The 13,079-nt window shown below is 61.4% G+C and carries 11 protein-coding genes; 4 read left to right on the top strand and 7 right to left on the bottom strand.

The window, feature by feature from the left end:
- Positions 1-116: 116 nt before the first annotated feature.
- From GIW28_RS08895 to GIW28_RS08880, 4 genes are all read right to left on the bottom strand, one after another.
- The gene (locus GIW28_RS08895) at positions 117-518 is read right to left on the bottom strand and encodes an ExbD/TolR family protein (protein ID WP_169986689.1); all 402 of its coding nucleotides are present in this window, start codon (positions 516-518) and stop codon (positions 117-119) included.
- Between the two features lies 1 nt (position 519).
- Positions 520-1,242 carry a MotA/TolQ/ExbB proton channel family protein gene (locus GIW28_RS08890; RefSeq protein ID WP_085985974.1) on the bottom strand — a complete coding sequence of 241 codons (723 nt, stop codon included), beginning with the start codon at positions 1,240-1,242 and terminating at the stop codon, positions 520-522.
- A gap of 51 nt (positions 1,243-1,293) precedes the next feature.
- A complete protein-coding gene (locus GIW28_RS08885) occupies positions 1,294-2,106 on the bottom strand; it encodes an energy transducer TonB (RefSeq protein ID WP_176991677.1) in 813 nt (270 codons plus the stop codon).
- Between the two features lie 284 nt (positions 2,107-2,390).
- A complete protein-coding gene (locus GIW28_RS08880; protein WP_177032335.1) occupies positions 2,391-3,242 on the bottom strand; it encodes a LysR family transcriptional regulator in 852 nt (283 codons plus the stop codon).
- 109 nt (positions 3,243-3,351) lie between these two features.
- Here GIW28_RS08880 and GIW28_RS08875 point away from each other — a divergent pair, with 109 nt between their 5' ends.
- Entirely contained in the window at positions 3,352-4,551 is a 1,200-nt protein-coding gene (locus GIW28_RS08875) for a CynX/NimT family MFS transporter (protein WP_236446107.1), read from the top strand.
- On the opposite strand, the gene GIW28_RS08870 is transcribed toward GIW28_RS08875, so the two are convergent.
- Positions 4,522-6,837, bottom strand: a complete 2,316-nt coding sequence (locus tag GIW28_RS08870) for a TonB-dependent receptor (RefSeq protein WP_236446109.1) — start codon at positions 6,835-6,837, stop codon at positions 4,522-4,524. The genes GIW28_RS08875 and GIW28_RS08870 overlap by 30 nt on opposite strands.
- Before the next feature lie 155 nt (positions 6,838-6,992).
- Here GIW28_RS08870 and GIW28_RS08865 point away from each other — a divergent pair, with 155 nt between their 5' ends.
- Together GIW28_RS08865 and GIW28_RS08860 are read left to right on the top strand one after the other, a co-directional pair.
- Positions 6,993-7,937, top strand: a complete 945-nt coding sequence (locus GIW28_RS08865; protein WP_169986699.1) for a LysR family transcriptional regulator — start codon at positions 6,993-6,995, stop codon at positions 7,935-7,937.
- 190 nt (positions 7,938-8,127) lie between these two features.
- Positions 8,128-9,735, top strand: coding sequence for an alkaline phosphatase family protein (locus tag GIW28_RS08860; protein WP_099549542.1), 1,608 nt, complete (start codon positions 8,128-8,130; stop codon positions 9,733-9,735).
- 139 nt (positions 9,736-9,874) lie between these two features.
- Here GIW28_RS08860 and GIW28_RS08855 read toward each other — a convergent pair whose 3' ends face one another.
- Positions 9,875-10,780, bottom strand: a complete 906-nt coding sequence (locus GIW28_RS08855; RefSeq protein ID WP_236446187.1) for a TauD/TfdA dioxygenase family protein — start codon at positions 10,778-10,780, stop codon at positions 9,875-9,877.
- A gap of 181 nt (positions 10,781-10,961) precedes the next feature.
- Between GIW28_RS08855 and GIW28_RS08850 the strand changes: the two genes are divergently transcribed.
- Positions 10,962-11,882, top strand: a complete 921-nt coding sequence (locus GIW28_RS08850; RefSeq protein WP_236459097.1) for a LysR family transcriptional regulator — start codon at positions 10,962-10,964, stop codon at positions 11,880-11,882.
- Positions 11,883-11,980: 98 nt separating this feature from the next.
- Here GIW28_RS08850 and GIW28_RS08845 read toward each other — a convergent pair whose 3' ends face one another.
- A complete protein-coding gene (locus GIW28_RS08845; protein WP_236446148.1) occupies positions 11,981-12,982 on the bottom strand; it encodes an ABC transporter substrate-binding protein in 1,002 nt (333 codons plus the stop codon).
- Between the last annotated feature and the right edge of the window lie 97 nt (positions 12,983-13,079).

Below are 13,079 nucleotides of genomic sequence, written 5' to 3'. Positions count from 1 at the left end.
GCAAGCCAGCTCCCACATGGACCGGGTTGCACAGTGGAAATCAGGTAAATACCAGGCAAAAAAAAGGCCGCACCCTGCCAAGGAGACGGCCAAAAAATTGTCGAGGCTTTTGAAACTTAACGTGCAGTAATCACCGACAGCTTGGTGATGCCTGCGCGCTCGATAGACGCCATGGCTCGCGCCACTTCGCCGTAATTCACACCATCATCGGCCTGCAGTTGCACCCGCACTTGCGGGTCCTTGGCCTTGGCCGCCTGCAGGTTGAACTCGAGCAGGTCGGGCTGGATTTCGTCCTTGTTGATAAACAATTTGCCGGCGCCGTCGATGCTTACCACCAGCGGGTCTTTCTGCTCCACCGGGGCTACGGCCTGGGTCTTGGGCAGGTTGATCGGGATCGAATTGGTCAACAACGGCGCGGTGACGATAAACACCACCAGCAGCACCAGCATCACGTCCACCAGCGGCGTGACGTTGATCTCGCTCAGCACCTCATCACTGTCTTGCGTGGAGAAGGCCATTTCAGGACGCCTCCTTCACTTTTTGCGCGGTGCCTGCCGCGCTTTTGGTCAGCGTAGGGTGCAGCAGCACGCGGAAGGAATTCTTCTGCGCCAGGCTGTAGAAGTCGTGAGCGAAGTCATCCAGGTCCGCCGCCGTGAGCTTCAGGCGACGCAGGAAGTAGTTGTAGACCAGCACCGCCGGCACCGCGACCGCGATACCCACACCGGTGGCGACCAATGCCGCACCAATCGGGCCGGCCACGGTTTCCAGGCTGGCCGAGCCGGCAGCGCTGATGCCTTTGAGGGCTTCCATGATGCCCCACACGGTGCCGAACAGGCCGATAAACGGCGAGGTGCTGCCAATACTGGCGACCACGGCCAGGCCGGTTTCCAAAGAGCGGCGCTCACGCACGATCTGCTGGCGCAGGGCACGTTCAAGGCGGTCCTGGTGATTGATGGCCTGGCTCAAGTCTGCCGCGTGCGGGGCATCGCCGACCTGGATCGCGGCATAACCGGCCTGGGCTACACGGGCTGCGGCGCCGGGCTGGGTCTCGGTCAGCTCAGCGGCGGAATCGAGACTCGACGCCGCCCAGAACTGTTTGTGAAACTTGCGATCCTGCGCTTTGAGGCGCCCGAACTGCACGCCCTTCAACAACGCCAGGCCCCAGGTGGCGACCGAAAAGACCACCAGCAGCCAGATCACCGCGCTTTCGATGGATTCAAGTGGAGATGCTAATGCCATGATGTTTTCCCTCTGTGCAGGTGGCGGCGTGTCCAACACACCGCTGCCGAATAGTTAGTGAATCTTGAAATCGATCGGAACGCTGACCCAGCCGTCCTGGGCCACATCGCCCTGCTTGGCCGGCACGAAGCTCCAACGCTTCACGGCGGTCAATGCGGCGTCGTCGAGTTGCTGGCGACCGCTGCTTTTCTGGACCTGGACCTCACCCGGCTTGCCGCTGGCCAACACATGCACGCGCAACAACACCGTGCCTTCCCAGCCACGGCGCTGGGCCAGTGACGGGTACTCCGGCGCCGGGTTCTTCAAGTACGCGGCGTTGGCCGAAGCAGGTGTCACCGGCGCAGGTGAAGGTGCCGGTGGCGCTGCTGGCGCTGGAGGCGCAGGCTTCGGTGGCGCAGGCGGTTGCTCGACCGCTTTTGGCACAGGTTTGGGTTCAGGTTTTGGCACCGGCTTCGGCTTGGGTTTTGGAACAGGTTTGGGCGGCGCTGGTTTGGCGGCCAACTCATCGACCACCGGCGGTGGTGGCTCCACCACAGGCGGTGGCGGCGGTACAGGCGCAGGCGGCTCCACCACCGGCGGCGCGGGTTGGGAAAATTCGATCGTCATCGGCGGGATTTCCGGCGGCACAATCGGCAACACCGGCGTGGGCTTCTGGCTCACCCAATAAATCACCGCACCGTGCAGGGCCAACACCAGCAACCCCAGCAGAATCCCTTCACGACGACTCGAAAAACGCTTCGGGGTTTTCTGCAAACGCAATTGCCCCAACGGCGCGCGGTGCGGCCGGCCAAGGTCGACCAACTCACCACCCGGTGCCTGGCGCCACTGCGCCTCGGGTGCACTGGCGGCGGTCTGGACATTGCCCATTGATTCACTCCCTACGGTTTTCAAACCAAAAAACCGACAGGCCTGCCAAAGCGGCCGTCGAGGGCTGAATCATCGGGGTTAGACGCTTATCTCTTAAAGTAATCTTTAAAGTTATACATAGATCTAAATTGAATAAACGAAACACCCTGAAACGCCAAAGCCACGTTGGCCGTGGCCTGTGGCGAAGGGGTTGTTTTTGAATGCTTTAGAGGCATAAAAAATATTCAGTAAACGCATGGATTTTGGCGAGCCCGCTCGCCACAAAAAAACATTCGTCGAACGCTTCAAGATGGATTGTTGGCGCATAAATCGAGCAATTGCCGCTGCAACGTTTGCCCCGCTGCCCCCAGGCCGCTGCGGCCATACAGCGCAAGGCGCACGCCCTGGACCATGGGTAAACCACTGTCGTCACCCAGTACCACATGCCCAGGCTGCACCACCCGTCGCGGCAACAGGCTGATGCCCAGCCCCGCCGCCACCGCCGAACACACGCTGGCCAAACTGGCGCTGGAATAGCCGATACGCCAACGCCAACCGCCGACTTCCAGGTGGTGGAGCATTTCATTGCGGTACAAGCCGCCTACCGGAAACGCTACCAAGGGCAGCGGGTCGCGCCCAATCGACGGCATGCTGCGGCTGTCTACCCAACACAGCGGTTCCGGCCACGAGGCCAGGCAGTCATCGCTGTCGCCCATCTGCTTGACCAGCAACACGTCGAACTCACCGGCGCGGTATTGCCGCTGCAGTTCCGGACCGAGACCGCTGGTGACTTCCAGCCGCACTCGCGGATAGGCCACCACGAAGGCCGACAGCAACGGCATCAGGCGCTCGGCGGCAAAGTCCTCCGGCACGCCGAGGCGCAACACGCCGTCGCTTTGCTGGTTGATCAACACATCGGCGGCCTCCTCATGCAGCGCGAGGATGCGCCGCGCGTAGGCCAGCAAACGCTCGCCCTCGGCGGTGGGCACCACGTGGCGTTGATCGCGGTCGAGCAACTGGCATGCCACGGCGTCTTCCAGGCGACGAATCTGCTGGCTCACGGTGGATTGGGTCAGGTGCAAGCGCTCGGCAGCGCGAGTGAAATTGCCGCAATCCACCACGGCGATAAAACTGCGCAGCAACACGGGATCGAACATGTTTTTCACCATTGCGTTTGCCACTGGTTGGCATGGTTATATTTAATTTCAGAATACTCTGGCGGCTCGCCATACTTCACGCCTCTTTTGCGCAGACGACAGGCCGTGCATGACGCTCAACCATTCATTCGCAGGAAAATTGGCCGGCTGGGGCCTTTTGGTTGTACTGGGCCTGAACCTGCGCCCCATCCTCAGCTCCATCAGCCCCTTGCTCGGCGAAATTCGTCAGGCCACCGGGCTGAGCTTCCAAAGCAGCGCCCTGCTCACCAGCCTGCCAGTGGTGTGCATGGGCCTGGTGGCGCTGGTCGGCGTGCGCGTGGAAGCGCGTCTGGGCGAGCGGCGCGGCATTGCCCTTGGCTTGATGATGATTCTGCTGGCGTGCCTGGCGCGCTGGTTGATGGGCCAGGCGTCGGCGCTGCTGGTTACCGCGTTGCTGGGCGGTGCCGGTGTGGCGCTGATCCAGGCATTGGTGCCGGCAATGATCAAGCGCGAATTTCATCACCGCGTGCCGGTGGCGATGGGTGTGTACTCAGCCTCGTTGATGGCTGGCGGCGGGCTGGCAGCGTTGCTCAGCCCGCTGGTGGCCACGCATTTTCAGCAATGGCAGGCAGGGCTCGGCGTGTGGCTGTTACCCGCGCTGGGGGCGTTACTGTTGTGGGCCTGGCTGCCGTTGGGCGCGGCGAGAAACCTGCAAATCGCGCCTGCATTCAAGGGGCTGCGCAATCGTCGAGCCTGGCTGTTGGCGTTGTATTTCGGGCTGGTGAATTGCGGCTACATGAGCATGGTGGCGTGGCTGCCGGCCTACTACCAGCAACTGGGTTGGGGCGTGTTGCCGAGCGGTTCGTTGCTGGCGTTCATGACTATCTTCCAGGTGACCGCTGCGCTGTTGATGCCGGTGCTGGCCCAGCGCGGTATCGACCGTCGCCCACTGCTCGGCATCAGCCTGTTGGCACAGACAGTCGGCTACCTCGGCCTGATCCTCGCACCGCTGGAGTACCCGCACCTGTGGGTCGCCTTGTGCGGGTTTGGCCTGGGCGCGTGTTTCGCCCTGAGCCTGCTGCTGACCCTGGACCACCACCGCGACCCGCGCCAAGCCGGGCAACTGGCGGCTTTCGTGCAAGGCGTAGGTTTTTTGATCAACGCGATTTCGCCGTGGCTGACCGGCTGGCTGCGCGAACTTACCGGCAACTTCGTCAGCGCCTGGGTGGTGCTGACGGTCACGGTGCTGGCGATGCTGGTGGTGACGCGGGTGTTCAGCCCGGCCACCTATCGCATTGGCTCAGAAGTCGTAGCGCCCAGTCACGCCTAGGGTGCGCGGCGTGCCCAGCAAGCCTTCGTAGCCGCCATTGCCGCCCGTCCACAGGGTGGTGTAGTAGGTTTTGTCGAAGGCGTTTTTCAGCCACAACGACACATCCCACTGCCCTTGCTGGTAGTTGCCGCGCAGGCCGGTAGAGAGGTTGACCACCGCGTAGGCCGGAATCTGCCCATAGTCGGAATCCTCCACCGTGCCCACCGCTTTGGAGCGGAATGCGTAGCTGGCGGTCACGTAAGGTTCGAAGCCGTTATCCAGGTTCCACTTGTACTCGCCGTTGGCGTTGGCGATCCACTTGGACGCGCCCACCACTTGGTGGCCGCTCAGGTCGCAGGAGGCCGGCGCACCCGGACGCAAGCTGACCTCCGGTGGGCACGGCGCATCTTTGTAAGACAGGTAACTCACATCGTTGAACGAGCCATTAATGTTCAACGTCAGGCCTTGGATCGGCACCAGCGTGCTTTCCACTTCCACGCCGCGTGAGCGCACCGAACCTGCGTTGGTCAGGTATTGCACGCGGTTTTCCTGGTCGTAGGCGTTGGTCTGGTAGCCGTTGACCTGGGTCCAGAACAGGTTGGCATTAAGTTGCAGGCGGCGGTCCCACAGCGTGCTTTTAAACCCCAACTCGGCGTTGTTGGCGCGCTCGGTGCCCACCAGCAGTGAATCGGCCCCAGCCGTCGGCGCAGAACCCACCACCAAATTCACCCCGCCGGACTTCTCGCCATGGGACAACGTCGCATAGCCCAACAAATTATCGTTGAAGTGATAACTCAGGTTGAGCAGCCCCGACGGCGTAGCGCTGTACTGGTTGAGATCGCCGGAGTCATACGCGCCGGTGCGCCCGCGCCGCGCCGTGGCAGCGGCGCCGGTGACCGCAGCGCCACCCACGGGTGCATTGCGGCTGACCCAGGCGCTTTTTTCTTCGTAGGTGCCGCGCACACCGGCGGTGAAATCCAGGCGTTCCGTGAGGTGCCAGGTGCCTTGGGCGAACAGGGCAAAGCTGTCGGTGCGAATATGCCCGTTGCCGACAGTGCTCACATCATTCAGCGCGCCGGTCGGCGTGCCATTCCAGATATCCGCCTTGGGCCCGTAATAGGCGAAGGATTTGTTATCCAGCGAGTTGCCGAAGTAATAGGCGCCCAGCACATAGTCGAAGAAACCGCCGGTGGGCGAGGCCAGGCGGAATTCCTGGGACCACTGCTTATCCTCTACCGACACGCCAGCGTTATACGACGCCGGCACGTTGAGGCCGTCGTCATTGCGCGGGGTGAAATTCCACCAGCGATAGGAGCTGACCGAGGTCAGGGTGAAGTCACTCGGCAACGTCCAGTTGGCTTCCAATGAAGTGCCGCCCTGGAACACGGTGACATGCTGGTCGTTGTCCAGGTTGACCTTGCGATGGGTGCCATCCACCAGGGTCGCGCCCGCCGCTGCGGCCCGGGATTGATAGAGGTTGGTGCCATTGATGGTCGGCCCCGTGCTGTACAGCACGCGGGTGCCGGCGCTGGAATCTTCTTCGTTGTAGTCGCCGATCCAGCGCAGGTTGAAGGTGTCGCTGGGCTTGTACAGCAACTGCCCGCGAAAGCCCTGGCGTGAGCCGCCGTTAAGATCATGGCCGTCGTATTCGTTCTTGATGTCGCCATCGCTGCGTGTGCGATAGGCCGAAAAACGCCCCGCCAACTCGTCGGTGAGCGGGCCGGAAATCGTGCCCTTGGTCTGGAAATAACCGTCCTCGCCCAACGAGGTTTCGATGCTGCGCTCCGGGGTAAAACTCGGCGCGCGCGTGCTGATATTGATCACGCCCGCCGTGGTGTTCTTGCCGAACAAGGTGCCTTGCGGGCCGCGCAAGACTTCGAGCTGCTCGATGTCCATCAAGTCGAACACCGCCATGCCCGGCCGCCCAAGATAAACGTTGTCGATATACAGCCCCACGCTGCCTTCCAGACCGTCGCTGGCCGGGTTGTTGCCCAACCCGCGAATCGACACGCTGGACTGACGCGCATGCATATAAGCGACGTTGACGCTGGGCACCAGTTGCTGCAAATCCTGAATGCGGTAGACCCGCTGGCTCTCCAGCGCCTGGCCGCCGATGACGCTCATGGGCGTCGGCACTTCCTGCGCGCTTTCGGTACGCCGCCGTGCGGTCACAGTGACGGTCTCAAGCTGGCCGCTGGCGTTTTCGCCCTTGCCGGCAGGCGCAGGTGTTTCGGCGGCCTGGGTCGGCGACCAACTGGTGCTGCCGGCCACCAACATGGCCAGGGGCAAGGACTTCAACAGACTCATAAGCGGCTCCGAAACCTGGAAATATTGTTCATCCAATATTCCAATAGGTTATTTATTTATGTTTTTACGAACATTTACTGCATAAGAGATAGCCTTTATAAGGAGTCGACCTAATGCATAGCCAATGCATTTCCCGGATATTTTTGATGTGAAAAATGCATATCGACTTGCGCCAACTTCGCCACTTCATTGCCCTTGCCGAACAACGCAGTTTTGTCGCGGCGGCGTTGGCCGTGAACCTGTCGCAGTCGGCGTTCAGTCGCAGCATCCAGGCGCTGGAACACAGTGCCGGTTGCCAGTTGGTGGACCGTGGCCGCAAGGACCTGGCGCCGACCAAACAAGGCCAGGTGCTGCTCGAACATGCACGGCGCCTGGTCAGCGGCGCCCAACAACTGGCCAACGAGATCAGCCAGTTCAATGGCCTGGAAGCCGGTGAACTGCGCTTCGGCTGTGGCCCGGCGCCCGCTGCCGGGTTGATCCCGCGTGCCATCGGCAGTTTTATCGGGCGCTACCCCAAGGCCCGCGTGCAGTTCCAGGTGGATGACTGGCAAAGTTTGAGCAAGCGCCTGCTCAGCGAAGAGTTCGAATTTTTCGTCGCCGACACCCGCCACTTCGAAGCCAACCCGGACTACCACACCCACCGCCTGCGTGCGCGGCGCTGGTACTTCTGCTGTCGCGCCGGGCACCCGCTGGCCAAGCGCGAAAGCGTCAGCGCCGGCGAGCTGATGAGCTACCCGCTGGCGGTGACGATTCGCCCGCCGAACCTGCGCAAGGTCATCGTCGACCTCAGCGGCCGGCCGGATTACCTGCCCAATGTGGAATGCGAAAACGGCTACAGCCTGATGGGCGTGGTGCTGCGCTCGGATGCGATCGGCATCGTCAGCGCCAACAGCGATGTGCTGCACATGGCGCGGGGTGAGTTGGTGTGTTTGAAGATTGATGGGCTGGCGGAGGACTTGGAGGAGCGCTATACGCGCTACGGGATTGTCAGTCGGGCGGGGTATCGGCTGTCGCCGTTGGCGGAGGCGATGATTGAGCAGATCAAGCAGATCGATGAGCTGGATGAGGATGTGTGTGCCCTGGAAAATCTCGCTGTCTGAGCGGGCGTTATCGCAGGCAAGCCAGCTCCCACAGGGGTACGCATTTCAAGTGTGGGAGCTGGCTTGCCTGCGATAGCGCCAGTAGCAACACCCATGCATTCCCTGCATAAAACCCAGTCCTCAAATGCACTTGCCAGCCCACCACCCGAACAGCGAAAACCTTCACCTGTCCTCAGTCCGGTGAAGCCTCATGTCCAACTCCCAACCCGTGCGCAACGTGCTCTACATCATGTGCGATCAACTGCGCCGCGATTACCTGTCGTGCTACGGCCACGCGCATTTGCACACGCCCAATATCGACCGTCTCGCCGCCGCTGGCGTGCGCTTCAGCCGCGCCTACACCCAAGGCACCATTTGCGGGCCGTCGCGGATGTCGGCGTACACCGGGCGCTATGTCAGCAGCCATCAGGTGGCCTGGAACGCGGTGCCGTTGCCCTTGGAAGAGCTGACCATCGGCGACTACCTGCGCCCCCATGGCATCCGCACCGCGCTGGTGGGCAAGACCCACGCCACGCCGAACCTTGAGGCCTTGCAGCGCCTGAATATCGACCCCGACAGCCAGCAGGCCGAGCCTTTCAATGAGGTGGGTTTCGACGCTTATTTGCGCCATGACGGCATCTACCCCGACAGCCCCCTGTTCGCGGAAAAACGCGAGTCCGCGCCCTACACTCAGTACCTGCGCGAGCACGGCTACGACGGCACAAACCCGTGGCATGAATGGGCCAACGCTGCAGCCGGTGAAAACGGCGAAGTGCTCAGCGGCTGGCATATGCGCAACGCGGGGCTACCCGCACGCGTCGCCGAGGAGCATTCGGAAACCGTCTACACCACCGACCGCGCCATCGACTTTATCGCTGAACAAGGCGAGCAGCCGTGGTGTTTGCACCTGTCTTACATCAAGCCGCACTGGCCCTACATCGCTCCGGCGCCGTACCACGCGCTGTATGGCGCCGAGCATATCCAGGCGCCGATTCAGCCTGCGCAAACCAGTGATCATCCGGTCTACCAGGCTTTCCGTCAGCATCAGGAAAGCGTGAATTTTTCCCGTGATGAAGTGCGGCTCACAGTGGTTCCGACCTACATGGGCCTGATCAAACAAGTCGATGATCAACTCGGGCGTCTGTTCGATTTTCTGCAAAGCAACGGCCGCTGGGATGACACATTGATCGTGTTCACCAGTGACCATGGCGACTTCCTCGGCGACCACTTCCTCGGCGAAAAAGAGTTTCTGCTGGAGCCTGCGGTGGGTATTCCACTGATCGTGCGCGACCCGCGTGCCAGTGCCGATATCAGCCGTGGCGCGGTGGATGAGCGCCTGGTAGAAACCATCGACGCCCTGCCAACGTTCCTCGATGCCCTGGGCTTGCCGGCCGCAGACCATCGCCTTGAAGGCCGCTCGCTGATCCCGCTGCTGCACGGCGAACCCATCACCTGGCGCAACTACGCCATCGCTGAATACGACTATGCCTTCCAGGCCCCAGCCCGTGAGCGTTTGGCGCAGCCCATCGACCGCTGCCGCATGACCATGGTGCGCAGTGAGCGTTGGAAATACCTGGCCTATGACGGCTTTCGTCCACAGCTGTTTGACCTGGAAAATGACCCGCAGGAAGTACACGACTTGGGCGAGGACCCGGCGTATGCGGCGGTGCGCGAGACGCACTTGGGGTATTTGTTCGAATGGCTGCGTGGGTTGAAGCGGCGTACGACCATCAGCCATGCGGAGGTTGATTCGCGTGGCCAGTGGTTCCGGTACGGTGAGCCTGAGGCGGAAAAGGTAGTGAAAATCGGCGTCTGGTAAACACACAAAAAACTAATGTGGGAGCTGGCTTGTCGAATCGTCGCACCGCTGCGATAGCATCGCCTCGGTGTGACTCATACACCGAGGTGCCTGCATCGCAGGCAAGCCAGCTCCCACATTGTTTAATCTCCAACCTGGCTTAGAGGCCTTTGGTGGTCTGGCTGCGCTGCCCTTGCACACTCACCGGCACATCGCCCTTGAGCGTCACTCGACGCACGATGCGTTCCTGGGTGCCGTAGTCGTCCACCGCGTAATGCTGAGTGGCGCGGTTGTCCCAAATCGCCACGTCGCCGGTGTTCCAGCGCCAGCGCACGGTGTTTTCCAGGCGGGTGACGTGGCCCTGCAGCAGGTTGAACAGCTGCGCCGATTCGGTCTGGGAATAGCCTTTGAGCCGTTTGACGAAGTGCCCCAGCAGCAAGGTTTTTTCACCGCTGACCGGATGTACACGCACCACTGGGTGCTCGGTTTCATACACGGTGGAAGTAAAGATTTTGCGGTACTCCTCAAGCTTTTCCAGCGACACATCCGGCTTGCGCCCGGCGTAGTCGTACTCGTTGCTGTGCACGGCCCACAGGTTGTCGGCGAGTGCGCGCAGGTCGGCGCTGAGGTCGTTGTAGGCGGCGGCCGTGTTGGCCCACACCGTGTCGCCACCGGATTTTGGCGCCAGTACCGACCGCAGGATCGATGCCTTCGGGTAGGCGTCGACGAAGGTCACGTCGGTGTGCCAGGAACTGGCGCGCTGGCCACGGGCACCGTCCAGCTCCAACAGGAAGCGCGTGCCGTCGCGCACCGGCACCGTCGGGTGTGCGATCGGCTCGCCGAGCAGGTGCGCGAAGGCTTCCTGGCTCTGGTCATCGAGGTGGGTTTGCTCGCGGAAAAAGATCACTTTGTACTGCACCAGTGCGTGCTGGATGGCCTCGACGGTGGCGGCATCCAGGTCACCGGAGAGTTTGATGCCACGGATCTCGGCGCCGATGCGGCCAGCCACCGGGTGGATGTCGAGCGCCTGGGCGACGGGTTGAACAGCTAATGCGGCGTTGCTCATTGTGATGACCCTCATGTGCCTGCTGATGGTGGGATGCTTTCCTGCAACGCTCTATTCATATGCAATTTAGATCTAGCAAATGAATCAATGCTTCGTTGACGGAATAAGAGCTTGCATTTAAAACCTCAGCTCCCACGGTCGCAAATGCCTTCGACCTATTTTTCAAATGCCGGGAAAGCATATGGATCTTCGCCAACTTCGGTACTTCATCGCCCTCAACGAACACCGCAGTTTCGTGCGCGCAGCCGACGCCATGGGCATCACCCAACCGGCGTTCAGCCGCAGCATCCAGGGGCTCGAACAGGAGTTCGGCTGCGTACTGGTCGACCGTGGCCACAAGGACTTGCGCCCTACGCCAGAAGGCCAGGTGGTGCTGCAACATGCCTTGACCCTGGTACACGGCGCTGCGCTGCTGAGCAGTGAAGTCACGCGCATGACCAAGCTCGACGCCGGCGACCTGCGCTTTGGTTGCGGCCCGGCGCCAGCAGTAAAACTGGTGCCGGACGCGGTGGCGCGTTTTATTGGCGCGCACCCGAAAATCCGCACCAGCTTCCAGGTGGATAACTGGGAGAAACTCAGCCGCGCCTTGAGTCGTGAAGAGATCGAATTCTTTATCGCCGATATCCGCCAGTTCGAGGCCGACCCGAACTTCCAGACCCGCGCATTGACGCCCAAGCGCGGCGTGTTTTTCTGCCGCCCAGGCCACCCGTTACTGGCCAAGGACAGCCTGTCGACCAACGACATGTTCGACTACCCGCTGGCCTCGCCGCTGATCTCTCAGGGCATTCGTAAACTGCTGGCGAACCTGAGTGGGCGCATGGACTTTTCACCCAGCATTCAGACTGAACACTTCCCGGCGCTGGTAAAAATCGTGCTGCAATCGAACGCCATCGGCGTGGGCACCGAGGAAGCTTTTGCCGAGGACATCGCACAGGGTTCGCTGGTGCTGCTGCACTGGCGCAACCTGCCGCAGAACATGGAGACCATGAGCGCGCGTTGTGGGATTGTCAGCCGCACGGGAGCGAGGTTGTCGCCGGCGGCCAAGGCGATGATCGAGACATTGGTGGAGGTCGACAGGCAGGAGGTGAGTGTGGCGGTTTGACGGGCCTCATCGCAGGCAAGCCAGCTCCCACAGTTGGAATGCATTCCCCTGTGGGAGCTGGCTTGCCTGCGATAGCAATATCCCAGCCACCAAAAACCTCAGAGCCCCGCCGCCGCCAGGTTCGGCGCCACCCAGTCACTCACCTGAAACGACTTGCGAATCAGCCGCTCCTTGGACGCCAAATCCACCGCGCCCTGCAACTTGCCGAGGAACACCGGGTCCAGCGTCGCCGGGAAAATCTCGCTGAGCTGCTGGTCTTTCAAGTCGTTGGTCAGGATCACCGGTGGGTAACTGGCTCGCCCCGACACTAGCTCGATATAGGCCTGCTTGTTGCTGTCGGTGGTCAACCACTGCACCGCTTGCCGCTGGGCCTTGAGCAACTTGGCTACCGCGTCGGGGTGTTCTTCGACGAACTGTTTGCTGCCCACCAGCACCGCCTGGACGCTGCCGGCGCCGCCGAGGTCCTTGGTGGTGAGCGGTATTTCCGCCAGCCCTTTGGCCTGCAACGCCGTCAGGTTCGAACCGCCCCAGGTCGCATCAATCTGCTTGGCGGCCAATGCCGCGCCCGCCGCGTTGAAATCCAGGTTGATGACCTTCAGGTCCTTTTCATTCAAGCCCTGGCTGGCCAATGCACTGTCGAACGACAACTGGCTGGCCGTGCCACGGAACACCGCCACACGTTTGCCCTTGAGGTCTTGCAGGGTCTTGATCCCCGAGCCCGGCACCACGCCCAGGTACTGCTTGACGTCACGTGCCGTGGCGCTGAGCAAACGCGTGTCCAGCCCATTGGAGCGACCGATGATCGCCGCCAGATCGCCCAGGTAGGCCAGGTCCACCTGGCCATTGGCGAAGGCTTCATTGATCACAGGACCTGCGCCCTTGAAGTAATTCCACTGAATCTTGATGCCTTGGTCGGCAAAGGCCTTTTCGAAGATCTGCTGCTCGCGCAATACATCCGTTATACCGCCGCCGCTGTGCTGGCTGCCGGCACTCAGGTCGGGCACGGCGATGCGGATTTCCTTGAGGTCGGCAGCGTGTACCAACCCGGCCAGCGCGGTGCCCGCGAACAGGCTGATCAGACGTTTGAAGGGCAGTTTCATAAGCGCAGCTCCTGGTGGGCGACGGTCGCCTGGGGAGCAGAAAGTAGGCACAGCCCGAGCAAAACTTTAAATACTATAAATTCACAATTTAATAGCT

The organism is Pseudomonas sp. PA-5-4B (assembly GCF_021606215.1).
Lineage (GTDB): Bacteria > Pseudomonadota > Gammaproteobacteria > Pseudomonadales > Pseudomonadaceae > Aquipseudomonas > Aquipseudomonas edaphica.
This window is presented reverse-complemented; position numbering and strand designations above follow the sequence as displayed.

Coding starts and splice junctions, on each gene's coding strand:
- GIW28_RS08895 (WP_169986689.1), bottom strand. CDS start 518: ATGGCCTTCTCCACGCAAGACAGTGATGAGGTGCTGAGCGAGATCAAC.
- GIW28_RS08885 (WP_176991677.1), bottom strand. CDS start 2,106: ATGGGCAATGTCCAGACCGCCGCCAGTGCACCCGAGGCGCAGTGGCGC.
- GIW28_RS08880 (WP_177032335.1), bottom strand. CDS start 3,242: ATGTTCGATCCCGTGTTGCTGCGCAGTTTTATCGCCGTGGTGGATTGC.
- GIW28_RS08875 (WP_236446107.1), top strand. CDS start 3,352: ATGACGCTCAACCATTCATTCGCAGGAAAATTGGCCGGCTGGGGCCTT.
- GIW28_RS08870 (WP_236446109.1), bottom strand. CDS start 6,837: ATGAGTCTGTTGAAGTCCTTGCCCCTGGCCATGTTGGTGGCCGGCAGC.
- GIW28_RS08865 (WP_169986699.1), top strand. CDS start 6,993: ATGCATATCGACTTGCGCCAACTTCGCCACTTCATTGCCCTTGCCGAA.
- GIW28_RS08860 (WP_099549542.1), top strand. CDS start 8,128: ATGTCCAACTCCCAACCCGTGCGCAACGTGCTCTACATCATGTGCGAT.
- GIW28_RS08855 (WP_236446187.1), bottom strand. CDS start 10,780: ATGAGCAACGCCGCATTAGCTGTTCAACCCGTCGCCCAGGCGCTCGAC.
- GIW28_RS08850 (WP_236459097.1), top strand. CDS start 10,962: ATGGATCTTCGCCAACTTCGGTACTTCATCGCCCTCAACGAACACCGC.
- GIW28_RS08845 (WP_236446148.1), bottom strand. CDS start 12,982: ATGAAACTGCCCTTCAAACGTCTGATCAGCCTGTTCGCGGGCACCGCG.